The sequence below is a fragment of the Amycolatopsis kentuckyensis genome (genome assembly GCF_041679295.1).
Taxonomy (GTDB): Bacteria; Actinomycetota; Actinomycetes; order Mycobacteriales; family Pseudonocardiaceae; genus Amycolatopsis; species Amycolatopsis kentuckyensis_A.
In genome coordinates this window covers 344,433-368,579 of the sequence record NZ_JBGDMD010000004.1, presented here as the reverse complement: position 1 = coordinate 368,579, position 24,147 = coordinate 344,433, and the positions used below count along the sequence as shown (strand labels likewise).

Annotated in this window: 19 protein-coding genes; 3 read left to right on the top strand and 16 right to left on the bottom strand. The window is 72.1% G+C overall.

Translation table 11 applies throughout. From position 1 onward, the window contains the following. Window positions 1-34 precede the first annotated feature (34 nt). Genes ACERZO_RS18570 through ACERZO_RS18550 form a run of 5 tightly spaced genes read right to left on the bottom strand, consistent with a single transcriptional unit; the run spans window position 35 to window position 8,090 of the window. Window positions 35-1,483, bottom strand: coding sequence for a S8 family peptidase (locus ACERZO_RS18570; RefSeq protein WP_372665930.1), 1,449 nt, complete (start codon window positions 1,481-1,483; stop codon window positions 35-37). Then, window positions 1,480-2,301, bottom strand: a complete 822-nt coding sequence (locus ACERZO_RS18565; RefSeq protein WP_372665929.1) for a hypothetical protein — start codon at window positions 2,299-2,301, stop codon at window positions 1,480-1,482. Before ACERZO_RS18565 ends, ACERZO_RS18570 begins: the two co-directional genes overlap by 4 nt. Beyond that, on the bottom strand, window positions 2,291-2,569 hold the full coding sequence (locus ACERZO_RS18560; RefSeq protein WP_372665928.1) for a hypothetical protein: 279 nt from the start codon (window positions 2,567-2,569) through the stop codon (window positions 2,291-2,293). Before ACERZO_RS18560 ends, ACERZO_RS18565 begins: the two co-directional genes overlap by 11 nt. Further along, entirely contained in the window at window positions 2,566-3,615 is a 1,050-nt protein-coding gene (locus ACERZO_RS18555; RefSeq protein WP_372665927.1) for a hypothetical protein, read from the bottom strand. The genes ACERZO_RS18560 and ACERZO_RS18555 overlap by 4 nt, the downstream gene beginning before the upstream one ends. Window positions 3,616-3,632: 17 nt before the next feature. Then, window positions 3,633-8,090, bottom strand: coding sequence for an N-acetylmuramoyl-L-alanine amidase (locus ACERZO_RS18550; protein WP_372665926.1), 4,458 nt, complete (start codon window positions 8,088-8,090; stop codon window positions 3,633-3,635). 432 nt (window positions 8,091-8,522) lie between these two features. Here ACERZO_RS18550 and ACERZO_RS18545 point away from each other — a divergent pair, with 432 nt between their 5' ends. Continuing rightward, window positions 8,523-9,452 (top strand): NaeI family type II restriction endonuclease, encoded by a 930-nt coding sequence (locus tag ACERZO_RS18545; RefSeq protein WP_372665925.1) that lies wholly within the window; start codon window positions 8,523-8,525, stop codon window positions 9,450-9,452. A 46-nt stretch (window positions 9,453-9,498) separates the two neighbouring features. On the opposite strand, the gene ACERZO_RS18540 is transcribed toward ACERZO_RS18545, so the two are convergent. Beyond that, window positions 9,499-10,215 carry a hypothetical protein gene (locus ACERZO_RS18540; RefSeq protein ID WP_372665924.1) on the bottom strand — a complete coding sequence of 239 codons (717 nt, stop codon included), beginning with the start codon at window positions 10,213-10,215 and terminating at the stop codon, window positions 9,499-9,501. Between the two features lie 53 nt (window positions 10,216-10,268). On the opposite strand from ACERZO_RS18540, the gene ACERZO_RS18535 reads away from it, so the two are divergent. Beyond that, complete coding sequence (locus ACERZO_RS18535; protein WP_372665923.1) at window positions 10,269-10,487, top strand: substrate-binding domain-containing protein; 219 nt, start codon at window positions 10,269-10,271, stop codon at window positions 10,485-10,487. 143 nt (window positions 10,488-10,630) lie between these two features. Here ACERZO_RS18535 and ACERZO_RS18530 read toward each other — a convergent pair whose 3' ends face one another. Then, window positions 10,631-12,484, bottom strand: coding sequence for an esterase/lipase family protein (locus tag ACERZO_RS18530; RefSeq protein ID WP_372665922.1), 1,854 nt, complete (start codon window positions 12,482-12,484; stop codon window positions 10,631-10,633). Between ACERZO_RS18530 and ACERZO_RS18525 the strand changes: the two genes are divergently transcribed. Continuing rightward, window positions 12,452-12,688, top strand: coding sequence for a hypothetical protein (locus tag ACERZO_RS18525; RefSeq protein ID WP_372665921.1), 237 nt, complete (start codon window positions 12,452-12,454; stop codon window positions 12,686-12,688). The genes ACERZO_RS18530 and ACERZO_RS18525 overlap by 33 nt on opposite strands. A gap of 411 nt (window positions 12,689-13,099) precedes the next feature. On the opposite strand, the gene ACERZO_RS18520 is transcribed toward ACERZO_RS18525, so the two are convergent. From ACERZO_RS18520 to ACERZO_RS18480, 9 genes are all read right to left on the bottom strand, one after another. Beyond that, a complete protein-coding gene (locus tag ACERZO_RS18520; RefSeq protein WP_372665920.1) occupies window positions 13,100-14,524 on the bottom strand; it encodes a tryptophanase in 1,425 nt (474 codons plus the stop codon). Window position 14,525: 1 nt separating this feature from the next. Then, window positions 14,526-15,677 carry a cation:proton antiporter gene (locus ACERZO_RS18515; protein ID WP_372665919.1) on the bottom strand — a complete coding sequence of 384 codons (1,152 nt, stop codon included), beginning with the start codon at window positions 15,675-15,677 and terminating at the stop codon, window positions 14,526-14,528. Window positions 15,678-15,766: 89 nt separating this feature from the next. Further along, window positions 15,767-17,119 carry a tryptophan 7-halogenase gene (locus ACERZO_RS18510; RefSeq protein ID WP_372665918.1) on the bottom strand — a complete coding sequence of 451 codons (1,353 nt, stop codon included), beginning with the start codon at window positions 17,117-17,119 and terminating at the stop codon, window positions 15,767-15,769. Continuing rightward, entirely contained in the window at window positions 17,119-18,861 is a 1,743-nt protein-coding gene (locus ACERZO_RS18505) for an amino acid adenylation domain-containing protein (protein WP_372665917.1), read from the bottom strand. Before ACERZO_RS18505 ends, ACERZO_RS18510 begins: the two co-directional genes overlap by 1 nt. Next, window positions 18,854-19,627 (bottom strand): thioesterase II family protein, encoded by a 774-nt coding sequence (locus tag ACERZO_RS18500; protein ID WP_372665916.1) that lies wholly within the window; start codon window positions 19,625-19,627, stop codon window positions 18,854-18,856. Before ACERZO_RS18500 ends, ACERZO_RS18505 begins: the two co-directional genes overlap by 8 nt. 408 nt (window positions 19,628-20,035) lie before the next feature. Beyond that, window positions 20,036-21,118: an MSMEG_0565 family glycosyltransferase gene (locus tag ACERZO_RS18495; RefSeq protein WP_372665915.1), complete on the bottom strand. Its 1,083-nt coding sequence runs from the start codon at window positions 21,116-21,118 to the stop codon at window positions 20,036-20,038. Further along, entirely contained in the window at window positions 21,118-21,948 is an 831-nt protein-coding gene (locus ACERZO_RS18490) for a carbon-nitrogen hydrolase family protein (RefSeq protein WP_372665914.1), read from the bottom strand. The genes ACERZO_RS18495 and ACERZO_RS18490 overlap by 1 nt, the downstream gene beginning before the upstream one ends. Next, window positions 21,949-22,779: a carbon-nitrogen hydrolase family protein gene (locus ACERZO_RS18485; RefSeq protein ID WP_372665913.1), complete on the bottom strand. Its 831-nt coding sequence runs from the start codon at window positions 22,777-22,779 to the stop codon at window positions 21,949-21,951. It lies immediately after the preceding gene. Further along, window positions 22,776-24,146, bottom strand: coding sequence for an MSMEG_0567/sll0787 family protein (locus ACERZO_RS18480; protein WP_372665912.1), 1,371 nt, complete (start codon window positions 24,144-24,146; stop codon window positions 22,776-22,778). Before ACERZO_RS18480 ends, ACERZO_RS18485 begins: the two co-directional genes overlap by 4 nt. Window position 24,147: the final 1 nt, after the last annotated feature.

Below are 24,147 nucleotides of genomic sequence, written 5' to 3'. Positions count from 1 at the left end.
TGCGGCTTCCGGGGTTCAGTGCGGGCTTGGGTGATCAGCCGTCATCGGCGTCTCCGGCCTCCTGGTTCCCCAGGGCGCTGTCGAGCTCCTCGTCGAGCGCGGCCAGCGCGGCCGCCGCGTCCAGGACTCCTGCTCCGCAGCCGGCCTGGTCGCCGGCCGCGAACGGCTGTGCGGTCCGCATGAGGATCCGGCGGACGGTCTCCGCGTCAATCGGCCGCGCGCGGCGGTGGCTGTGTGCCACCAGCAGTGCTGCGGCTCCCGCCGCGAACGGTGCGGCGAAGCTCGTCCCTGTCGCGTACTGGTAGCCGTTGCCGAGCGCCGTCGTGAGCACCTGCTCGCCCGGCGCGCAAAGCGCGACGTGTTCGCCCCGGGTCGAGAAGGCCGCGGGCAGGCCGTTCCCCGCCACCGCGCCGACCGCGATCACGCCCGGGTGCGCCGCGGGCCAGTAGCGCGTCTCGCGCCCGTTGTTGCCACTGGCCGCGACCAGGACGCAGCCGCGCTCCAGTGCGTACCGGACGACATCGGCGTGCGGCTTGGGACTGCTCGGCGCCAGCGCGGTGTCGTCCGTGCCGAAGCTCATCGTGATGACCTTCGCGCCGAGGTCGACCACCAGCTTCACCGCCAGGTCGAGGTCGCTGAGCGAGCCGAGCCCGATCGCCGCGGTCTTGCCCGGCAACCGCGCCGCGGCGAGCGCGCGCATCGGGATGATGCGGCAGGCGCCCCCCAGACCGCGCGGCATCGCGTGCCCCTCGGCCGCGATGATCCCGGCGCAGCCCATGCCGTGACCGACAAAGCGGTCCTCGGGATCACCGTCGTCCCGGCGGTGGTCCCCGAGCAGTTCCACGCCTGCCGCGACGTCCGCGGTCTCCAGCCGGACCGTGTCGAAACCGGCGCGGAACGTGCGGGGGAACTCCGCGTGCCGGCTGCTGATCCCGCTGTCGACGAGGCCGACGACAACGCCGTCATCGCCCGGCTCGACCGCGTGCGCCTCGGCCATGCGCACCATCCGGCGTGCCGCCCAGCCGTCGTCGCCATCCGGCGCGCCAGCCGCCGCGGCGTGGAACGGCGTCACCGAGACGTAGTCGGGACCGGCGCTCTCCACGATGGGGATCTGCGCGAGGGTTTCGCAGAGCTGCCCCACCGGGGTTCCAGACGGCACCCGGAGGATCAGCGTGCGCGCCACCCCCGTCGCCTGTTCGACAGCGTCGTAGCCCACATGGCCGCGACCCGGGCGGTGCGCGCCGCCGGCCGCGCTGAACAACCTCGCCGCGCGGAAGGTCCCGGCTCGCTCGCCGATGACCCGATCGACGGCGCCGCCGTCGATCGAGCTCGCGGCCGTTCGCGCACCGCGCACGACGTCGCGCACCGCCGGGACGTGCTCGGGCGCCTCGCCCAGCGCGAGCTTGACCATCAGGCTGGTCGGCAGGCTGTACTGCCGATCACCGGGCGCGGCCCAGGGTGCGCCCAACCGGCGGATCGTCATCGGCGGGCCTCCTTCGGCACGGCTGCGATCCCGTTCACCCGCACCGCCGCCGGTCGCCCGGCAGCCGGGCGGAAGGCGCCGAGGTCGAAGCTCATCGCGGTCGCCAGCTCTGGCGCGGATCGCACCGAAAGCTCGCCGGCCCACTGTTCGTCGTCCGGGGCGAGCAGCAGCTCCCCCGGCGCGGACTTGAGGATCGAGACCGGCCGGTCCCCGATCCGTACCTGCGGGGACGCGCCAGCGCGGACCAGGTTGCGGCCGGTGACGCGGAGCAGCGGCGGCTCGGTGCCGTCGGTCCCGGCCGCGGGCAGTACCGGGTCGACCCGCTGGACCAGCGGTGCCGAGGCACGCTCTAAGGCCTTGCGAAGCCGCGCGACGGGGAGATTCGTGACGCGCCCGATCGTATGCACCGCACCGCGTTCACCGGCGTCCTGGAACTGCTTGACGGTGCGCACGCCCGCCCATTCGAGCCGCTTGCGCTCGTCCGTCGTGAGCTCGTCACCGAGCTCGTCCAGGCTCTGGTCGTCCGGGTCCGCGGCGAAGGTGATCGCGTTCTCCTCGATCGCCGGCCGGGTGATCGCGGTGAAGACGAGGTGAAAGACGCTCGCCTCCTTCTCGCCGGCCGCGGCAGGCCGGATCCGGATCTCGCTGTCGGTGAATTCGACGTGCGCCCGCAAGTCGAGGTTGATGTCCTTGATCGCGAAGGTGAGCGGGAGGTTGAGGTTGCGCGCCTTGATCGCCATCGCGGCCTGGGCGTTGTCGAGCTGGCTTTGCACGGCCTGGATGAAGTCCTCAAGGCGCAGGGTGGCGTCACGGCTCATGGCGCACCTCGTCCGCCGGACGCGGGACGGCCCGCCACTCGACCTCGAGGCGCGCGGGGTCGGGGTCGAAGTCGGTCCGGGTGCGGAACAGCGGCACGTCGGCGACGACCTCCGGTTCCCCGGCGGTCACGATCAGGCGCAGGTCGACCGGCAGGCTGAGCCACAGCGAGCGCGGCCGGACCGGCATCTCCCCGGCGACGCCGGCGAACGCGGCCGCACTCTCGGCCAGCTCGCTCAGGAGCTCGGCGAGAGCACGCCTGCCGTTCACGGCGTGCCTCCGGGCGGCGCCGGAACGGCGGGGGTGATAGGACCGGGCGGGGGAGCTGGCACGGGCGGAGCCGCAGGCGTGAGTGCCGCGGGCGAAAGCGGCACCGCGGCGCGGTGCGCGGCCTGGCGGCTGTGCCGTTCGAGCACGGTGCGCTGCGCTTCGTCGACGAAGCGGTCGAGAGGCAGGGTCTCCGAGGCGAAGTTGATCTTCACATCGCCGAACAGCTCGGCCTTGAGCTCGCTGTCCGACTGAGCGTTGACGCCGACCGTGGAGACCTTGGTGATCGCCGCGGACTGGCCGCGCGCGGCCCAGATCGAGCCACCGGTCTGCGGATCGTCGGAGGTCGCGTACTGGACCGCCGCGCGGTCGGCCGCGGCGGCACGGAAGCGCAGCCGCGCGCCCACCGAGCCGTCGCGGACCACGACCCGTTGCATACCGAGCAGCACCATCGTCGAAAGGGTCGACAGCCGCTGCCGCGCGACCCGCTCACGCGCCAGGGGCAGCAACGTCTCCTCGAGCAGCTCGCCGGACAGCTCCTGCCCCTCCTGGCCGAAGCCGGCGAGCCAGGCGGGCGACGGCGGCTCCTCATCGGCCGCCGCCCCGAGGGGGGCGAGCTTGTACTCCCCGCCCTCTTCGGCCAGCGTGACGTCCCGCGGGAACTGCTCGACGAGCCAGGCCCGTGCCTGCCCGGGCGTCACGTTCTCCCGCGTGAACTCGTCGAGCGGCTTGGCGACCGCCGATACCAGATCGGCGAAGCTCTCCACCTGCTTGATCGAGCTGTCGACGATCGCGTCGAAGGTTCCGTGCACCAGCGATGCCACGAACGCGGGGAAGTCGATCTCGTCGGACAGCGCGCCCGCCCGGCGGCCGAGCGCATCCGTCGCCTTCTCCTTCGGCGCGGGCTGTTGCCCGCCGCCGAACGGGGGCGCCTCTGCCGGCGCGGGCTCCGCAGCCGCGATCTCGCGGCCGAACGCGTCTCGTGCGAGCGCCGATGCGGGAGCGGCGCTGTGACGAGCCGTCGGTGGGGGCGGGATGTGCGTGGCCATGGGGGCTTCCCGCCCGATCAGGCCGGGACCGGCTGCGGCGGCACCGGAACCGGGGTGGCGGGGTTGCCGGCGGGCGACGCCGCTTGCGGCGCCGGGTCCACGCCGTGCAGCGTCGAACGGCGTCCGTCACCTGAAAGAGTGACGTCCGTCACGGCGACCTCATCCTCCTCGCCGGCGCGCGAGAAGGTCGTCGTCACACGCACCTTGAGGGTGACGCGATCACGGGTCGAACCTTCGGGCGTGATGTCGGCGCGGACCTTGGCGGTCCAGCCCTCCAGGACCTGGCCGCTGACCGGCGTGACGGCGACCTCCCCCACACCACCGTTGCGGTACTGCCAGTCGATCGCGACGCCTGCCTGGGTGCGACCGTTCGGTCCCTCGATGTACGGCCAGTCGTCGAGCACGACCCGCTCGCCGGGCAGCGGTGGCATCCCGGCGCCACCCGCCGGCGGGTTCGACGGCTCGAAGAAGCCGGACAGCTGAGCGAGGTCGTAGAACCGCCCGTCCTGTTCGGTCGTCTTGCGGGTTGACACGATGCCTGAGCTCGGCTGCGGGCCGGCACCGTCGGCCGCCTGTCCGGTCCCGGCCGACAACGCGTAGCCGGCACCAGACGCGCTGCCGCGGTTGATCACCTGACCGTGCGTGCCGCCCGTATGCAGCAGTTGCGCGAAGCCGGTTCCCCCAGCTGCTTCGAACTCGGCGGCGAACTGCTCGTAGGTGAGGATGTACCGGCTGCCCGCGGCCGGGGTGGCGGCGTAGGCGCCGGGCGCGCCTGGAGCGCCCACCACGCGGTCCCATGGATCGGTGATCCGGACGTAGTGCTGCCCGTCCTGGCGGTACATGCCGGTGACCACGATCGCGTGTTGCGACGGCACCTTGGCCGCCACCCAGACCGGACCGTTGGCCTCGAGGATGTCGCGGAAACCTTCAGGTGTGTAGCAGGCGTTGGGATGGACCGTGAAGCCGATCGCCTCGGCGAAGCGTGCGTGACTTGCCGCCGGTAGCCCCTTCTCGGTCGTGAGACCGTCGAATCGGGCGATGTCGTCGGCGGACACGGACTGCTGCCGCCGCCAGCCGTCGATGATCGCCGCCGCCGTGGCCCAGCAGCTGTTCCCGGTCGGCTGGCCCACCGGGAACACGTCGTCCCAGTTGATCGACCAGTCCTCGATGTCGAGCGTCCGCGCGGCGGCATACGCCTGCGCGTCGGCCGTGGCGAGCAGCGGGACGGAAACCCAGCCGGTGCTGATTTCGCGATCGGTGGGCGGGAGCAGGTTGGTCGGGTCGCTGCCGGCGGCGACCGGGTCGTAGGTGTAGATCTCCTGCCGGTTGACGTAGAGCTCGTGGCAGGGGAAGCCGTCGTGGTCCCCGACCACCATCACCTGGATCCCGCCGTCGGAACCGCGCTTCAGGTAGACGCAGATATCGGCGTCGATGTCGGGTGACGTGATCAGTGGCAGCGCCCCGGCGACCTTGATCGACACGACGGCGCTGCCGCTGGTTACGGCGAGGACACTGCGCTGCAGGCTGGATGCGCCCCGCGAGATGCTCAAGTTGTCGTCGCTGACCGGCAGCGTGGCACGCCGCAGAGGCTCCAGCCCGGCCTGCTTGTCCAGCCACCATCCGGGCTTTCCGCCGACGTGGTGGGTGTAGCTCGAGTCGTAGGCCTTGGACTCTCCCCACAGCCGGCTCACCGTCGTCGGACCGGACATGCTGTTGTCCATGCCGAGTGTGAGCGTCGCAGTGATCTCAGCCCGGCTGGTGCCCTGGTCGTAGCCGAAGTCACGGCCGTCACCGGAGAAGTCTTCGCCCGACGCGATCGGCCCCAAGTCGTAGCCGGAGTTCGGCCCCTTGATCACCGGTGCGGGGATGAACACGCGATATCTGATCTCCACCGTCTCCCCGCTTGTGCCCAGCGCCGATGCGGGACGGGGTCCGGCGAGGCCGAGCTGGCCCGCGACGGCGTGCTGCACGCTGGTGTAGATGTCGATCGGCGACAGCCCGGCGCCCACGCCGACTTGCAGCGTCACGCCCTGGAAGTGGAGCTGCTCGTCGAATAGGGCGGCCGCGCCGCCGGTGAGGCCCTCGCCGCCCGAGATGCCAGCCGCGTAGCCGAGGCCGCGGAAAGCATCGAGGCCGCCGCTGACGACGGTCAGCTGCACCGAGGCGCCGATCGAGGCGATAAAGCCGGCGTCGATCTCCACCTGTCCGTAGACACCCATCACGTTGCCCGGCGCGAAGACGATCCCGGCGCCGAGCCCGATGCCGGCCAGGAGACCGGCGCCGACCTGGGGTCCGATGCCGATCGAGACACCGGCCGCTTCGGCTGCCGCGCGGGCCACGAGCACGAGCGGCGTCAACGCCGGGTTGGCGGCGAGCAAGGCCTGGATGGCGAGGGCCCGCAACTCGGGCACGGTCTCGACCAGCGGTGGGGTGATCCGCTGGCGCTCCGCGGAGACGCTGATGGATTCCGCCTCCATCGAGACAGCGGTGAGCCGGCGACGGGCGGGTTCTACGAGGCCCAGCGCCTGCGCGGCCGGCTGTGCGGACGACGCGGCCGCGGTGACGAGCTGCATGAAGTAGTCCCAGTCCCAAGCTCCGGCGGGGCAGGACGTGTGGGTGGTGCCAGGGTCGGCCTCGCTGTGCCCGATGATCGTCGCGCGGTCCGGCGTGAGACCGTACTTCTGGCACAGGTGCAGGACCAGGGCGGCCGACTCGCCGTACTGGGTCTCCGTCGGTGGCAGGTACGGGAACGTGGTACCGCCGTAGGTCACCCCGCCCTCCTTCACCGCGACGTGCTCGATGCCGACGCTCCTGCGGTTGGCACCCTTGGCGTGCCAGGCGGTGTCGGCCTCGGACACGAACTGGACGACCTCGCCGTCCTGGCCGACCAGGTAGTGCGCGCTGCTGTCCGCGTCCGCCCGGGCGAAGTGGTTAACCGTGCTGCTCGTCGTCGGCGCGTCCGTGATGTGGATGACGATCCGGTCGACAGCCGTACCGGCCCGGCCGGCCGTGAATGCCGGCGAGGGCACGGCGCGCGCGACGCGCTCGTACTCGCCCGTGCTGAGAGCCAGCGCGGTCGCGGTCGCCGGCGCGGGGACGTCGCTGCAGGCACTGCTCTCGATCGCCATGTTCTCGGGATCGTCTCGAAGGCGCAGGGAGCTGCCGAGGCCCTGCGCAACCGGCTGAGCCGCGAAGAACTCGCCGACCAAAGTCATGTAGCGGTCCCAGTCCCAGGCGCCGTCCGGGCAGGACGTGTGGGTGGTGCCGCGGTCTACCTCGCGATGCCCGGCGATCGTCGCCCGGTCGGGTGTCAGTGCGTACTTCCGGCACAGGTGCGCGGCTAGTTCCGCCGAAGCCCGGTACTCGACGTCGGTCGGCGGGGTGTACGGGAAGGTCTTCACGCTGCCGTCGGGTCGCGGGTAGCGGGCGCCGCCCTGCTGGATCGCGACGTGCTCGATGCCGATGCTCCGGCGGTTGGCACCCCGCGCGTGCCAGGCGGTGTCCTGCTCGCGGACGAACTGGATGATGTCGCCGTTCTGGTCGACCATGTAGTGCGCGCTGGTGTCCGCGTCCTCGCGCGCGAACCAGCTGCCAATGTACGGGGTCTGCGGCGCACCAGTGATGTGGATGACGATCCGGTCGATCGCGTGCCCCCGCCGCCCTTCGCTGAACGCGGGCGACGCCATGATCCTGGTGACACCGGGATACTCGCCCCCGGTCAGGCCCAGCGGCGGGACGCCGAGCGCCATCGCCTGCGGCGCCGGTGCGTCGTCGAGCACCGCGTCCTCGATTCCGGCTGTCTCGGGATCGAATTCGAAGGTACGTGATCCAGGCCGGCCGGCTCCCTGTTGCGCGGCCGGAACCGGGACCGGAGGGGAGGTAGCGCCCGTGCTCACGTCGGGCGTCCGCAGCGGGGGCAGCGGACCGAACCCGTCGTCGTAGGGAGGCGGCGGTCCGGGCGTCCCCTCCGGGCCCGGAGCCGGGGCGGCCGGCTCGGCAGCCACCGGCGGCGTGGCGGGCGTCGCCGGTACCGTCCCGGGCCGCGCACGATCGCCCGCCCACTCCATGACGGACCGGGACCCGTTCCCGCCGTAGCCCGAGCCGTTGCGCGCCGGGTACATCCGCACCCGGCGCAGCGCGCGGTCGCTCAGCCCGGCGAGTGAGATGTAGGGGCTCTGCGCGGTGGGCAGCAGCACCACCCGCCAGTCCCCCGCGGCCGCTGACGTAGCGGTCGCGAGACCGAAGTAGAGCCGCTCCGCGTGGATGAACCGTGCGAGCACGTCGGGTCGCACGGTGTAGACGGCGTCGCCGCCGGGCAGGGACAGCAGACCGTGCTCGCGGCTCGAGTAGAAGGTGGAGGACGTGCGGCTCGCCGGCGTCACGAACAACGCGGGGTCCGTCGCGACCACCACTTCGGCCACTCCGGGGCCGTCGGTGCGAATGGTGAAGCCGAGCATCGGGAAGCGATCGGTCACGTTCAGCCGATGCGGACGCATCTGAGCATCCATGAGCTTGTCTCTCCTTCACCGGGATCGCCGATCCCGGACGCCCGGCGCCGGTCGCGCGTGCCTTTCCTGCGCCGAAGTCTCATCCGGCCGGTGTCACCCGCCCGTCACCGGCCGCTGAGGGCCGGACAGGCACTAGCGCCGTGAACGAGGACGCGGCGGAAACCAGTCGTGCTCGTCACTAAGCGGGACGCGTTGTCCGCGCTGCACCTTTGGACTCGGCGACGTTGCAGCACATTCGAACCGCGGCCCCACTCGTCGAGCTCGGTCCTCACGGTGTGAGCGGCAAGTCGTGGTCTGGCATCCATTCAGGGCACTTCGCGGAGCACGCCTTGTCCGCGGTTTCTGCCTGCCCGGCTCCAAATCGCTATCGAACAGAGCGGAGCCGGCTAAGAAGGGACCATGAACAAGACCCCGTTACCGGGCCCCGGTGACCTGTGCCAGCCAGACCCCCGCAAGGCCGGGATTCGGCCAGCGCACCTCATCGTTGCGCCTGCGGACGACGCAGAGCTGCAGCAGGTCTACGGGTGGCTGAAGTTCCGGCCGATCACCCACCTCCTCCGCGGTGCGGTCGACAACGCTGTCCGCTACGTCCTGGACGGCGCCCGGACCTGGAGGTTCGATCTCATGAGCGATGAAGTCGACTCCGACGAACGCTCATCGGTGGGCACCAAGCTGCAGTACCATGTGATCGAGTCCCTGGGCCTGCGGAAAGAGCCCCCGCTGGACACGATCATCATGGACCTCCCGGTCGAGATCAAAGGCACGGTCAGGCAAACCTGGATGATCCCCCGCGAAGGGCAGTGCGAGATCACGCTGATGATCCAGATTGATGCCCGCCAGCACCGCTTCCGCGCGCTTCTCATGCGCACCCACCGGGCATGGCTCACCGGGAAGCAGGGAAACCGGGACCTGAAACGTTCGCCACGCGCCGACGCAGTCAATCAATACGCGCTCGAAATCGCACCCTGGACCGACCTCCCGCCCGAGCCGCTGCGCAAGCTGACACCCGATCAGCTGCGAGTAGTGTTCGGCCGGGACGGTATGCGCAAACGCCTGATCGCATTGTTCGGTTACCTGCGCGAGGAGGTGATCCCCCGGACGACAATCACGACCGTGGGTGCCGGCTTGGGCGATCCGCTGAAGAGAGCACGTGAAGCCAAACCAGACGTCCTCAAAGACCATGACCTGATCGTGCTGGTCGGGACCTGGCAGTCAGACCTCAACGCCGCAGCCAAGCTCGGCTACGACCTCAAGAACGAGGCCTGGGTCGCTGTACCACGGGCAAAAATCGCGGAGCTAGGCCTCAGCCCAGACGACTTCAGACACTGAGTCCATACGGACTCACAACCCGTGAGCAACACTGTGGACCGTTGATCTATAACCCCATGCTGAAATTCGCCACTGACCTGCAGGCCGAGTGAACGCGGCCGCCACCGGTGGCCGCAGCCAGTTCAGGGCTACCGCCGCCACCTGGAGGCCTTCCAAGGTGCCCCGCTCGAGGTCCTCGTGCTCGATGTTGACCGCCATGTCCGGGTCGACCTTGCGCGACGCGCGCAGGAACTCCGTCCACCACCCGGTTTCGTGGCCGCGGCAGACCGCGACGCAGCCCCAGCTCGATGCCGGCGGCCACGCGTTCAGCCGTGTAGCGGCCGTCCAGTGACAGCGGATCGTGAGTGACCCGGGGGAAGCGGTCGTCCAGCGCCCCGTTGACGCGGGCCTGGGCGGGCCGGTCCTTCATCGTGACGCCGACGATCCGGCCCGTCCGCAAGGCCTCGACCAGCGCGTCGCCGATCACCGTGACGGCGTAGCCGTCCCAGGCCGACGGCCCGGCCGGCTCGCCCACCGCGACGGCGTCGGCCGCACCGTCGTGTCGATCGTCGGACGGCGGCTGCCTGGTGCCCCCCAACGTGGACAGCGTCCACGCGGCCGACACGAGAGCGTCCGCCAGGCGATCGGCTACCTGGTGGAGCTGCGGCACCGTGAGATCGTCCACATCGACGCCGGCAAGGAACCGGGCCCGGCGGACCGCCGCCGCGCGTACCGGGCGGCCGTCCGCCGCCACAAGCTCCCCGACCGCGATGCTGGCGGGCAACGACCGCTGCGCGATCGGCCTGATGGCCGCGCCGACCCGGGGCCGGGGTAGAGGTGCCCCGCGACATTTCCGCGGTCGGCTACGACGACAGCCACCTGTCCCACATCGACCTGACGACGGTCCGCCAGGATGCCGCGGGACTGGCGGAACACGCGGTCCGCGCAGCGATCGCCCGCCTGGAAGACGACTCAGCCTTGCCGACGGAGACCGTCATCGACCCCAAGCTGGTGGTGCGGGGGACGACCGGGCCACCGAGCACCAGGTCGGGGTGATGGCGGCACCTCGGAGCTGGGAGAGGATCATCAGGTGCCGGGGAGATCATGCCGTCAGCGCCGGGTCACCGGCTGCGCTCACGTCACCGAGGCGAATTACCGGCTGCGGCGTGATCAGCAAAGCTTGACGGTCCCGTCGCGCATCAGCACCCGATCTCCATGTTGCTCGGCGCGTGGCCCGGGACTCCGACGCCGTGGAGGAACGTGACCTTCACCCGCCCGGAGGCGTAGTCCGCCGCCGGCGCGTCGTCGAGGCTGAAGCCGATCGCTCCCCCGCCGCCGGTCACGATGACACCGTTCGTGCCCTGCCCGAAGTCGAGGTCAAACCGCTCTTCGATCCGGTACCCGCGAAACGCGTTCCGCAGCTGCGCCAACGTGAACCCGGCGCGTACCTTGCCGACCTGAGTGATCATCTTCCGGTCACCACTCTTGATGGCAAGGATCCGTCCGGTCTTGCGTTCGACGCTGAACGAGACGGTATCCTTCGGGTTCTCGTAGCTGACGCAGCCGGGATTCGTTTCGGTGTAGAGGTTTCCCCGGTCGGTGAACCCGCGTGCACGCAGGTCGGCAGCGGTCATCGAGAGGTCGTAGACACCGATGCCGTCGAACCTGATCACGTCCGCCGGAGGGGTGCGCCCGCTCACGTCGTCGTTGACGATGCCGGTCGCTTCGTTCGTGAGCTCGATGGTCCGCGTCAGGTTTTCGTGGAAGCAAGCGCCGAACGCCGAGGTGATCGGCTGCGCGACGTCGTTCTTGGCGACGGTGCCAATGGCCAGCCCGATGGCGTCGGCCGGGTTGCGGATCGGGCTGAGCTGGTAACTGCACGACGCTTTGCGCGTCAGCTTGACGCCGTGCGTCGCCGAGCCGGGCATCACGACTAGGTCCCCCACCGGAACCTTGGCGACATCCCAGCGCTTGTTGAACCATCCGTACTGCTGGACGATGAAGGTTGTGTCGCCGTAGAGAGCGTGAACCGTTACGCCGGCGGGAAAAGGCTTCAGCTCGGCGAGCTTCGTCGACCCCGGCTGCAGAGCGTGCGTCGCTTCGGAGTCGGCGGCCCGCACCCGCGGATCCAAGGTGTCGCACGGCGTACCGGTGTCCAGCGAGCGGGTCGCAGCATGTCCGCAGACCGAGAGGAGGAGCCGGATCAGCGCGAGCGCGGAGTTGGTGGCGGCACCGTAGTCGGCCGCCGTCTCGCCGAGCAACGCGACGAGCGATCCGGTCTCCGGGGTGCCGAACGTGATCACGTTGCTCACCTCCTTCGCCCGGTCCACTCCCTTCTCACCGGGCTGGGCCAGGGCGTAGCGCGTCGCCAGCCCGCCCATCGAGTGCGCGACCACGATGACTTTCTCGCCGGTGGCCTGGTACAGGCAGTCGATGGCGTGTCCCAGCGCGGGACCGATGTGGGAGTCGTCGACCCATCTGGCGGAGTAGTCGTGGTAGTCGAAGGTGAAGACCGCCGTGCCGGCGATGCGTTGCAGCTGACCGATCAGCGACCGGCTCGCCTGCACCGGGGCCAGCTGGTTCGCGGAGAGGTCGATCGGATGCGAAAACTTGCCTTTCCGGTCGTCCGCGTGAATCGACGAACCGGTCCAGCCGTGCACCACGATGACCGGCACGAACTTCCCTCTCCGGTCCGGAGTGATCTTGACGGGTGTTCCGTCCGGGTTCAAGTCGGGTTGGCGACCGAGCGGTGCCGGTGCGAGCTGGACCTCGTCGCAGTGGATCTCCGCGGGGTTCTGCGGCGCCGCGGACGCCCCGCTACGCCAGGGCGCCAACACGAGGACGAGCACTGCCAACGCGACGAGCACGAGCCTGGAAAATTTCATCGCGTCGGCCCCGCAGACGTCGATGCTTGGTCCGGGAGCGGCATCGTGGCAGCCACCTTCCAGTGACCGGACTTGAGAACCACGACGGCGGCGAAGGTCGACTCGGGGAGACCCGGCGGTCGGACGCTCACCGCGATGACACCGCCCCCCGCGCCGTCGGGAGCCCATGACGCTTCATCGGGCACGACCGTCGAACCCGGCGGGACGCCCTTCGAGGCGTCGTCACCCACCTGCTCCCGGCTCGAGGACGCGACCAGGGATCCGGGGTCCGTCGCGAGCCCGCGCAGCGCCGCGGCCACGTCGTGGGCTTGGTTCGCCGGCGCGGTCGACGTCGCCGGGGACGGCGGGGCCGCGCTCGCCTGCCCGGCCTGAGCCTGCTCGCCGTCCCCGCCGCGAAACCACAACAGGTACGCCGCTCCGCCGAGCACGACCAGAGTCGCGGCCGCGATCGCGATCGCCAGCTTCCGATTCACCGGGACCTCCTCTTCGCGCACCGGGGAGTCGCCCGCGGCATCAGCCCTGTTACGAGGCGGGCTTACTGTGCTCCCGGTCATAACCCGTCGTGCCGGCTCGCTGCTTGTCACGACGGACGGGACAGCAGGCGACGGTGAATCCCGGTTGCCGGGATGACCGATTCTCCCTGGTCAAGCACCTTGCCAACGGCACCACGGCCGGCAACGGCACGTACCCGACGCCGGTAGTGACAGTGGCCGGCGTGTGATCGGGTTGGACACCGGCGGCGCAGGATCGCGTCGGCGCGCGTCGAATCACGCTGCTGCCTGATCACCCCGTGCACGAAGTCGTCGACGCGTCCCCGAAAACAGAGGTTCCGGACGTCGGTTTGAAGCGGGCCTGGAAGAACCTCAACTGCGGCGGCTCGTAGGCGAACGTGAGCCCGCACGTGATCCGGTCGCGGGCCCGGTGGACCGCGATCACGCTGTCCGCCACCAGGTCGATGTGGGCCTGGGTGTAGACGCGGCGCGGGATCGCCAAGCGCAGCAGTTCCAGGCTGGGCAAGCGGTTCTCCCCCGTCACCGGGTCGCGGCCGGCCGAGACGGCGCCGCGTTCGACGCCGCGGATGCCCGCCTCCAGGTAGACCGCGCACGCCAGCGTCTGGCCCGGGAACTCCGGCCGGGGGACGTCCGGGAGGGCCGCCGCCGCGTCGATGCACACGCAGTGCCCGCCGATCGGGCGGACGATCGGCACCTCCGCGGCGCTGAGCCGGGCGCCGAGGTATTCGACCTGGGCGACGCGGGCGCGGATGTGGTTCTCGTCCACGGATTCCGCGATGCCCGCGGCGATGGCCTCCATGTCGCGGCCGGCCATTCCGCCGTAGGTGTGCAGGCCCTCGTACAGCAGGACCAGGCCGCGGGCCCGCTCCGCGAGCACCGGGTCGCGCAGCGCTAGCCAGCCGCCGATGTTGGCCAGCGCGTCCTTCTTCGCGGACATGACCGCGCCGTCGGTCGGCGCGCACAGCGCCGGCAAGATCTCCGACACCGAGCGAGACGCCCAGCCGGGTTCGCGTTGCTTGACCAGCCAGGCGTTTTCGACCGCGCGGGCGGTGTCGAGGAACACCGGGATCCCGTGGGCGTGTGCCAGCGCGCACGTTTCGGTGAGATTCGCGACGCTGATCGGCTGCCCGCCGGCCATGTTGACCGTCGCGGCCAGCGACACGTACGGGATCGCGTCCGCTCCGAACTCGGCGATCACCGCCCGCAGCTTGCCGAGGTCGACGTCGCCCTTGAACGGGTGGTCCGACGACGGGTCGTGGGCTTCGTCGACGATGACGTCGTGGAACGTCGCGCCGTTGAGCTCCTGGTGCGCCCGGGTGCTGGGGAAGTACATGTTGCCGGGCACGTGGGTGCCGGGGCGGATCAGGCAGCGGGACAGGATGTTCTCGCCGCCGCGGCCCTGGTGGACCGGGATGACGTGCTCGTAGCCGTAGAAGGCGCGCACGGCCTGCTCGAAGACGTAGAAACTGCGCGCGCCGGCGTAGGCCTCGTCGCCGCGCATGAGCGCCGACCACTGCCGGTCCGACATCGCGTTGGTGCCGGAGTCGGTGAACAGGTCCACGTAGACGTCTTCCGAGCGCAGCAGGCACGGGTTCCAGCCGGCCGCGCGCAGCGCTTCTTCGCGCTCGTCCCGGGTGGTGACGCGCAGCGGCTCGACCATCTTGATGCGCCACGGTTCCGGCGGGTAGGCGGACATGTCAGACTCCCTCGTGTCGGCGGGTCAGCCGGGTGAGCAGCGGGCCGGTCATCGCCGTGGTCACCAGCGCCATCACGACCATCGCGGTGTAGAGCGCGCTGTCGATGACGCCGAGGCCCAGCCCGATGCCGACGAAGACCAGTTCGGTGACGCCGCGGGTGTTCATCAGGGCGGCGAACACCGCGGCCGGGTGCGGGGCGATCCCGCCGAGGCGGGCGCCCAGGTAGGCGCCGCCGCACTTGCCGGCCACGGCGACCGCGACGACGGCGGCGACGTCCGCCAGCAGAGAGGCGTCGAGCCGGCCGAGGTCCACGGCCCGCCCGACGAGCACGAAGTACAGCGGCGCGAGCAGCGAACCGGCCGGGGCGACGAGCTCGGCCGCGTCGAGCGCCGGGACGGCGTGGCCGAGGACGGCGCCGGCGAAGAACGCCCCGATCGCCGGGTGCAGGCCCGCCACCTCCGTCACCGCGGCGGCCGCGCAGGCCAGCCCGACCAGCACCACCGTGGCCGACGGCCGGGGCAGCCGGGCGACCCACTTGCCGAACCGGCCCCGGGCCGGCCACAGCACCGCCGGCAGGACAACGACCGGCCACAGCGAGGCTGCGGACCAGCCGTGCAGCGACGCCGCGGCGAGTGCGAGCAAAGTCCACGCGGCGACGTCGGAACCGGCGGCCGCGCTGAGTGCCCGCCGTCCGGCGGCGGTGCCGAGCAGGCCGCGTTCGGCGAGGATCCGGGCCAGCACCGGCAACGCCGTGACCGCGATCGCGGCCGCGACGAAGACCACGAACGGCCCGGTCCCGGCCGGTGCGTGCCGCCGCGCCAGCCAGAGGGCCAGCACCGCACCCAGCCCGAGCGGGACGAGCGTGGCGCCGAGCGCCGGGACCACGACGGACTTCAGCCCGCGCCGGGTCAGCGCCGGGGCCAGGTGGGCACCGGCGGCGAACAGGAACAGCAGCAGGCCGAGCTGGGCGATGGCGGTGAGCGTGGCGTCGACCCGGGCCGGCAGCAGCCGCGCGAGCGGGGCGACCGCCACACCGCAGAGGATCTCGCCGAGCACCGCGGGCTGACCGAGCCGGGCCGCCATCGCGCCGGCGAACCGGGCCAGCCCGAGCAGCACGGCGAGCGCGGCCAGCAGGACGGCGAGTTCAGACATCGGGCACCTGCCACCGGCGACCGAGCCGCAACCGCCCCGGCGAACCACGCCAACCCGAACAGCCGACCGCCCCGAACCGCCCGGCGAACTCACGCATCGGGCACCTGCCACCGGCGACCGTCCGGAGTGGACACCAGCCCGCCGGGGAACATCGGCGGCTCCTCCCCCGCGGCGGGTCCGAGCAGGCCGCGCAGCTGCAGCTGGGCCCCTTCGGCGAGGACGTCGCCGAAAGTGTCGAAGTCGCTTGAGTTCACTCCGCCGACGAGGTCGAGGAACGCGGTCCGCTCGTCGCGGCCGGTGACCCGGCCGGCGTGCCGGTAGTACGCGCGCTGGTCGGCCCGCAGCCGGTAGAAACCGCGCAGGAAATCCCGGAACAGGCCGAATTCCTTGCGGTATCGGGCCTCGAATTCGGCGAAGCACCGGTCCTCGGGCACGAGGCCGGCCAGGGTGCTGTTGATCGACCGGGCGGCCAGCAGCGCGCTGTAGGTGGCCAGGTGGACGCCGGAGGAGAACACCGGGTCGATGAAGCAGGCGGCGTCGCCCACGAGCACCATTCCCGGGCAGCGCAGCGAAGTCCGGTCGTACGAATAGTCCTTGCGCACCCGCAGCCGGTCGTACGGCGGCTCGGTCGCGCGCCGGGCGTCCCGGAGCAGGTCGCCGATCAGCGGGCAGTCCTCGATCAGGCCGCGGTACGCCGTCTCCTGGTCGCCTTGCACGCGGGCCGCGCACTCCCGCCGGACGACCGCGCCGACGCTGGTCAGCGAAGCCGAAAGCGGGATGTACCAGAACCAGCCGGCGTCGAACGCGGCGCACAGGATGTTGCCCGAGTCCGGTTCCGGCAGCCGCGCGCCGTCGAGGAAATAACCGAACAGCGCCAGGTTGCGGAAGTCGGGGGAATACGAGCGGGTTCCGCCGACGTCGTGGTGCAGCCGGCTGGTGTGCCCGGACGCGTCGACGACGAACCGTGCCGTCGCCTCCCGTTCCTGTCCGTCCGGGTCGAGGTAGCGGACGCCGCGGATCCGGCCGTCGTGGCGAAGGGTGCCGAGCGCTCGGTGGCCCTCGCGGACGTCGGCGCCGAGCCGGGCCGCGTTGCGCAGCAGGATCGTGTCGAACCGGGTGCGCTCCACCTGGTAGGCGTACGACGTCGGCCCGGCCATCCGGTCCGACGCGGCGAACGCGAACGTCCACGGTTCCGGGCTGCTGCCCCACCGGAACATGCCGCCGCGCTTGCGGACGAACCCGGCGCGCTCGATCTCGTCCCGCACCCCGAGCAGGGCGCAGATCCCGTGCACGGTCGCCGGGAGCAGCGACTCCCCGATCTGGTAGCGCGGCAGGTGCTCCTGCTCGAGCAGCAGGACGCGGTGGCCGTCGGCGGCGATCAGCCCGGCGGCGGTCGACCCGCCGGGCCCGCCGCCCACGACGATGACGTCGAATCCGGTCATCACACGCCGCCTTCCGCGGTGTCGGGGACGAGCTCGGCGAGCCGGGTGACGGTGCGGCGGCGCAGGACGTCCCGCAGCGAACACGGCACCCCGCGGGCCCGCAGCCGCGCCGCCAGCGCCGCGGCGGACAGGCTGTGCCCGCCGAGGGCGAAGAAGTCGCTGTCCGCGGCCACCGCGGCGGCTCCCAGCTGGCTGCGGAACGCGTCCGCGATCACGGACTCGGCCGGGGTCAGCCGGCGCGGGGCGATCCGGACGGCCGCGCGGTCGACCTTGCCGGTGCGGCCGACGGGCAGGGCGTCGGCTTCGACAACTGTCGCGGGCACGAGGTATTCGGGCAGCGTGGCGAGGAGCCGGTCGCGCAAGCTGTCCGGCGTGCCCGCGCCGAGGACGACGTAAGCAGCCAGGTGCAGGCGGTCGCCGGTGCCTTCCGCACGGACCAGGGCCTGGCGCACGCCGGGCAGCGCGAGCAGGGCGTGTTCGGCTTCGGCCGGTTCGACCCGGTGACCGCGGATCTTGACCTGGTCGTCGAGCCGGCCCAGCCAGCGCAGCGTGCCGTCGGGCTCGCAGCGGCACCGGTCGCCGGTGCGGTACCAGCGCTGCGGCGACGTGCCGAACCGTCCGGCCGTCAGCGCCGCGTCGCCGAGGTAGCCCAGTGCGAGCGAAGCCCCGCCGACGAGGAGCTCGCCGGTCTCCCCGACCGGCACCGGCCGCAGGTGGTCGTCCACGACCTGGACGCTCGTGTTGGCGATCGGCCGCCCGATCGCGGGTGTGTCCTGCTCCCCCACCCGGCAGAACGTGGTGAACACCGTGCATTCGGTCGGGCCGTACAGGTTGACCGCCACCAGGCCCGGGGTGGCGCGCAGCCGCGCCCACAGCGACGGCCAGACCGCTTCCCCGCCCATGAGCAGCATCCGCGGACGGCTGTCCCCGTCGAGCAGGCCCGCGTCGACGAGCGCCGCGAGCTGCGCCGGAACGGCTTCCAGCACGGTGAGCCGCCGCCGGCGGGCGAAGGAGACGTAGTGCTCGGGATCGGCGCGGACGTCCTCGGGCACCAGGTGCACCTCGTGCCCGCCGACCAGCCACAGCAGCGGGTCCCACGACGCGTCGAAGGCCAAGGGCAGGCCGTGTGCCACCCGTTGCGGCTCGCGGCCCGTGGGGAACAGCCGCGCGGCGAGCTCGAAGGACAGGTTGACCAGGCTCCGGTGCCCGACCACGACCCCTTTGGGCCGCCCGGTCGAACCGGAGGTGTAAATGACGTACGCCGGATCCGCCGGCCGGGTCGCCGTCGCCGCGTGCTCGGGCCGGCGAGCGAGCTCGCCGCGCCAGTTCTCCGGCGACAGCACGACGTCCGCGACCGCGGCGAGCTCGGCGACGTCGGTGAGCAGGGCCGCCGGGCGTGCCTCGGCGAGGATCAGCGCCCGCCGGGCCGCCGGGAGCCCCGGGTCCAGGGGCAGGTACACCGCGCCGGCCTTCGCGACCGCGAGCGGGGCCAGCACCGCCCGCACGGACCTGGTCATCGCGCACGCGACGACCGATCCGGGCACCGCCCCGGCCCCGCGCAGCACGTTCGCCAGCCGCCCGCTCCACCGGTGCAGGTCACCGAAGGTCCAGGCGACGTCGTCGGCCACGAGCGCGGTCTGCCCCCGGGACACCCGGGCCCGCAGCTCGAACAGCTCGGGCCAGCCCATCTGGGGCACGAACCGCCGGCCACCGCCGACGACGGACGGCGGCCGGTCAGGCATCGCAGGCCCCGGCGGCGAGGACCTCCTGTTCGATCCGCCGCATGCACGTCCAGAACTCGGTGCCGCGCCGCGGCGCGAGCAGCCCGAGGTGGCCGCCCGGCACCGTCGCGGCCAGGAAGGCGCCGGTCGTCCAGGTCCGCCACGCCTCGGTCGCGTCTTCCGTGGCGACGGGGTCGTCGTCGCCGCACAGGGCGGCCAACGGGGACTCGACGGGCACCGCGGCCGGGCCGCGGTAGGCCGACGTCAGGCCGACGTCGTGGCGCAGCAGATCGGTGGCGTAGGCCCACAGCTCGAACGAGGCACGGTTCCCCAGCCCGGGGGCGAACCCTTCACCCTCCAGTACCTCGCGCAGGCTGTCCTCGCCGATCCGCGCGTACCGCCCGCGGACCCGCCGCTGCGGCGCGGGTGCCCCGATGACGACGACGGCGGCGGGCGCCGGCCCGCAGCGGGTCCGCAGCCGCTGCGTCAGCTCCACCGCGACGAACGCCCCCATGCTGAACCCGACCACGACGGTCCGCCGCACCCACGCGGAATCCCGGCGGAGGAGCTCGCCGGTGAGCTGCTCGGCCAGCTGTTCCAGCGATGTGGCCGGCGGCGCGTCCAGCCGGTCGCCCCGGCCGGGGTACTGCGCGCCCCACACCTCGGCCTCCGGACCGGCGGCCGCGACGTGCCGGAACATGCCGACGGTGCCCCCGGCCGGCGGGAGGAGCAGATACCGGCACCCCGGCTGGTCCCCCGGAGACAACGACCTGATGGCAGCGGGCATGACGAATCCTTTGGCGAATTGATTCAAGCTTTTCCACCCGGCTCTCCGAATGGACAACCGGCAGCAACGCACAATTTTTCCGATAGCCGAACAGGCGAATACGGTTTCGCCGCCGAAGCACGGGCACGAGCCGCGGCCGCGGCCGCGCGCTCGTGGCGCCCGGTCCCCCGCCGCCGTCGCGGACCTCAAGCCCAGCCGGGCCGTGCCCCCGCTACCTCCGTCAACCGATGTCGATCATCACCTGCACGGAAAAGATACGACTCGGCCGACGCAAAGCGCGTAACGGTTTGATCGCGTTGCCGGAATTTGACCTCAGCCGGACCGGAGATGGCAAAATCTCCCCCACCGGGGTGAGAGCGCACTCGGGGCGGTTATCCTCCGGATGAAACTATTCGAAGAATGTTCACCTTAGCCGCCGCGAGTCGTTCGGCGACCACCATTCGCCCGCACCCGAGACCGGTAGAACGTCTGGTGCTGCTTCGCCGCGGCTGTCCAGGTGTACCGGCGCGCCAGGGATCGGCCGGGCGCCGGGTCGGTGCCGGCGAGGGCCGCGCGGAGTTCGTGGGCCAAGCCGGCCGGGGTGGTGGCGAAGCGCGCCACTTCGCCGAACACCTCGCGCAGCACCGGCAGATCCCGGGTGACCACCGGGACTCCGGCGGCCAACGCCTCCATCGCGGCCAGCCCGAAACCCTCTTTGGTGGACGGGAAGGCGAAGACCGCGGCGGACGCGACCAGCGCCGGCAGCTCGTCGTGCGCCACCGGCCCGAGGACTTCCGGTTCCACGCCCAGCTCGGCGGCGCGCTTCTCCCAGCGCTCCCGGTAGCCGCGGTAGTCGAACAACGTTTCCCCACCCGCGATCACCAGGCGGACACCGGGTTCGTCCCGGACCAGCAGCGCGTACGCCTCCAGCAGGTCCAGCGATCCCTTGCGCGGCTCGATGCCGCCCACCGCCAGGACGTACCGGCCCCGCTCCGGCGCCCTGGCGGCCGCCGCGAACCGGTCGTAGTCCACTCCGTTGGGGATCACCGTCGCCTCGATGCCCCAGCCGTCGCGGACTTCCGCCGCCACCGACGCCGACACGCAGATGTGCGCGTACGGCCGGGTGATCGCGCGCTCGTGGCAGGCCGCCAGTTCCGGCGTGGTGAAGGTGTCGAGGTGGTGGATCGTCCGCACGCAGCGGTCGACGGCGTTCGCGCTGATGCAGTCCTGCGCGTGCACGATGTCGTAGGCGTCCGGGGTGAACGCCGCGCGCAGCACCGCGATCGACCGCAGGATCCGGGCCCCGACCGATTCGCCGGGGACGTCCGGGAAGGGCACGATCGAAAGCCGCACCCGCGGGTCGACCGGCCGGAAGAACCCCGCGTCACCGCCCCTGCCCAGCGTCCACACCGTGACGTCCTCGCCGAGTTCCGCCAGCGCCTCGGCCAGCGCGAGCGTGTGCACCACGCCGCCGCGGGGTTTGGTGGAGTAGCTGAGCAGGGCGACGCGCATCAAGCCTCCCGGTACACCGACGGTTTCCGTTCCCCCAGGTGGTGCAGCACGCGGCGGGCGTTGGCGAGCTCCTGCTCGACGTCGAGCTCGGCCACCGCGATGCCGGCCTTCGACCACGTCCTGGCCAGGATCTCCCCGCCCGGCCCGACGACCTTGGCCTGGCCGAGGAACCGCATCCCGCCCATCGCGCCGGTCTGGTTGGACGAGACGAGCACCACCTGGTTCTCCGCCGCCCGCGCCTGGTCGTAGAGGTCGAACAGCCGCGACTGCCGGTCCTGCGCCATCCGCGGCGCGCGGTTGGTGATGCTGGTCGGCCACGCGCTCAGGCAGGCGACGACGTCGGCGCCGTCGACCGCGAGCGAGCGAGCCGACTCCGGGAACGTCTTGTCGTAGTCGATCAGCATGCCCAGCCGCCCGACCGGGGTGTCGAACGCGGCGAACTCGGCACCGGGTGCGTAGGCGACCTGCTCACCCGGCGGCTGGTGGACCTTGCGGTGCCGGCCGAGCACGCCGTCGCCGGTGACGCACACCGCGGAGTTGTAGCGCCGCGGCCCGTCGGCCTCGCAGTAGCCCACGCAGACGACCATTTCCGCGGCGAGCGAGGCGATGGTCTTCAACTGCGGGCAGTCCGGGTCGAGCGCGGGCGGCAGCGCGTCGGGGTCCGGGTGGCGCAGGTCGGCGAGGTACCCGCCGAGGGCCGCGTCCGGCAGCACCAGCAGCGCGACGCCCGACGAGCGCGCGTGGTCGATCAGCGTCGCGATGCGCTGGAGGTCGAAGTCGAGGTCGCGGCCGAAGTGCGCGGCGACGGCGGCGATGCGGATCTGCCCCATTCACGGGACACTAACCGGGTAGGCGTCTGGCCGTCTGTCCGCCAGGTGCCCCATCGACCGCCGGGCCGTGGCCAGCGCCTGCCGGACGTCGAGTTCGGCGATCGCCATGCCCTCGGCGACGCCGGTGTCGGCGAGCACCTCGCCGCCGGGGTCGACGACCTTGGCGCCGGCGACGAACCGCAGGTCGCCGAAGGTGCCGGACTGGTTGGCCGAGAGCCAGACGATCTGGTTCTCCAGCGCGCGGACCCGGTCGAACAGGTCGAAGCGGCGCTTCCAGCGGTCCTGGGCGAGATCGGGCGCCGCGTGGGTGCGGCTGCCGGGCCAGGCGGACATGCAGACGACGATCTCGGCGCCGTCCAGCGCCAGGGCCCGCGCGGATTCGGGGAACGCCTTGTCGTAGCAGATCAGCATGCCCAGGCGGCCGACCGGCGTGTCGAACGCGGCGAACCCGCGGCCGGCACCGTAGCTGGCGTTTTCCGAGAGGGGCTGGTGGACCTTGCGGTGGTGGCCGAGGACGCCGTCGCCGGAAACGCACACCGCGGAGTTGTAGCGGCGGCCGCCGGTGATCTCGCAGTACCCGGCCGTGACGACGAGGTCGCCGGCCAGCGCGACCAGCCGCCGGATCTCGGGGCCGTCGACGGCCAGCGCGGGCGGTCCTTCGGCGCCGCCGTCGAGGTTGGCGAGGTAACCGCCGAGGGCCGCCTCCGGCAGCGCCAGCAGCCGCACCCCCTCGGCCTTCGCCTGCCCGATCAGCTTCTCGATGCGAGCGAAGTCGCCTTCGAGGTCGCGGTCGAACGGCGCCGCCACGGCGGCCATCCTGAGTGTGGTCATGAGTTCCCCAATCCGGTGACGCCGCCGTCGATGGCGGGCGTCGTTTCGCCGTCGGGCCAGCGCAGCGTGACGCCGGTGCCCGCGACCAGCTCGCCGCACTCCGCGGTGACCGCCGGGCCGGCCGGCGCCGGCGCGCCGGCGGTGAGCATCGCGAAGCCGGGAAAGCAGGTCAGCCAGTCCCCTGTGGACGCTTCGCGGGGCCGCGGGACGCGCTCGACGTCCAGGACCGCGCCGCAGCCGGACGCCTCGGCGAGCATGCCGAGGGTGCCCGCGATCCCGGCCATCGAGACGTCCTTGGCCGCGGCCGGTCTCGCCTTCGCCACCGAGCCGAGCAGCTCGCGCAGCTCGGGCGTGCGCCGGAAGCTCGTCGAGTCCCACTGGCGGCCGGTGTAGCCGGGCCTCCAGCCGCCGCCGAGGTCGGCGGTGAGCCAGACGCGCCGGCCCGGCGTTCCGCCACCACCGGGCACCGGGTCGGCGGTGCGGCCCAGCGCCGTGACCGACAGCGAGGCCGGCACGCCGAACTGCGTGTGCCCGCCGAGCACCGGCACGCCGTACGCTTCGCTCGCCTTTCGCAGTCCACTCAGGACACGGGCGGCGAAGGACGCGTCCCGGGCGCCCAGCGCGTCGAGCAACCCGGTCGGCATGGCCCCCATCGCGGCCAGGTCGTTGAGGTTGACCAGCACCGAGCACCAGCCCGCCCATTCCGGGTCGCGTTCGACCATGGCCGGGATGATCGCGTCGCAGGCGGCGACGACGTCGGTACCGGGCAGCGGCACGCCGTCGTCGCCGACGAAGCCCGGTACGCCGGTCAGCCCGCGCAGCAGCGGGCCGAGCGCGGCCTTCGTCGACCGGGCCAGCGCCGCGATCCGGCCGATCGGCCACCGCATCAGCACGTGGTCGTGCCCGGCGACGGTGACCGGCCGCACCCGCTGCCACCCGAGCCGGGTGAACAGCTTTTCCGTGCGGACCTGCACGGTCGCTTCGAACCGCAGCGCACCTTCGGCTTCGGCCCGCGCGCACGCCGCCCGGACCAGCGCCGAGCCGATCCCGGCCGGCGAACCCGGCGCGACGACCAACCGGCCACCCCGCCACCAGCCGAGGTCCGGGCCGTCCGTGGCCGGGCCGAGCCGGACCCCGCCGAGCACGTCGCCCGCGGTGTTCCGCGCGACGAGCACGAGCGTGCGCAGATCGGTGTCGTGGTCGTCGAGGTCGTGCCCGGCGAACAGGCCTTGCCGCGCCACGAAAGCCTCGTGCCGCAACGCGCGGTAGGCCGTCAGTCCACTGTGGTCGGCGGGCTCGATGTGGAACGCGGGGCGGGCCGCGACACTGCGGACGTCACCGAGCAGCGCGAGGATGTCGTGGTCCACG

Bases quoted from the DNA above. Each gene is read 5' to 3' on its own strand.
- ACERZO_RS18555 (WP_372665927.1), bottom strand. From the start codon at position 3,615: ATGGCCACGCACATCCCGCCCCCACCGACGGCTCGTCACAGCGCCGCT.
- ACERZO_RS18495 (WP_372665915.1), bottom strand. From the start codon at position 21,118: ATGCGCGTCGCCCTGCTCAGCTACTCCACCAAACCCCGCGGCGGCGTG.
- ACERZO_RS18520 (WP_372665920.1), bottom strand. From the start codon at position 14,524: ATGTCCGCCTACCCGCCGGAACCGTGGCGCATCAAGATGGTCGAGCCG.
- ACERZO_RS18490 (WP_372665914.1), bottom strand. From the start codon at position 21,948: ATGGGGCAGATCCGCATCGCCGCCGTCGCCGCGCACTTCGGCCGCGAC.
- ACERZO_RS18485 (WP_372665913.1), bottom strand. From the start codon at position 22,779: ATGACCACACTCAGGATGGCCGCCGTGGCGGCGCCGTTCGACCGCGAC.
- ACERZO_RS18545 (WP_372665925.1), top strand. From the start codon at position 8,523: ATGAACAAGACCCCGTTACCGGGCCCCGGTGACCTGTGCCAGCCAGAC.
- ACERZO_RS18500 (WP_372665916.1), bottom strand. From the start codon at position 19,627: ATGCCCGCTGCCATCAGGTCGTTGTCTCCGGGGGACCAGCCGGGGTGC.
- ACERZO_RS18570 (WP_372665930.1), bottom strand. From the start codon at position 1,483: ATGACGATCCGCCGGTTGGGCGCACCCTGGGCCGCGCCCGGTGATCGG.
- ACERZO_RS18505 (WP_372665917.1), bottom strand. From the start codon at position 18,861: ATGCCTGACCGGCCGCCGTCCGTCGTCGGCGGTGGCCGGCGGTTCGTG.
- ACERZO_RS18515 (WP_372665919.1), bottom strand. From the start codon at position 15,677: ATGTCTGAACTCGCCGTCCTGCTGGCCGCGCTCGCCGTGCTGCTCGGG.
- ACERZO_RS18530 (WP_372665922.1), bottom strand. From the start codon at position 12,484: ATGGGCTCCCGACGGCGCGGGGGGCGGTGTCATCGCGGTGAGCGTCCG.
- ACERZO_RS18510 (WP_372665918.1), bottom strand. From the start codon at position 17,119: ATGACCGGATTCGACGTCATCGTCGTGGGCGGCGGGCCCGGCGGGTCG.
- ACERZO_RS18525 (WP_372665921.1), top strand. From the start codon at position 12,452: ATGACACCGCCCCCCGCGCCGTCGGGAGCCCATGACGCTTCATCGGGC.
- ACERZO_RS18565 (WP_372665929.1), bottom strand. From the start codon at position 2,301: ATGAGCCGTGACGCCACCCTGCGCCTTGAGGACTTCATCCAGGCCGTG.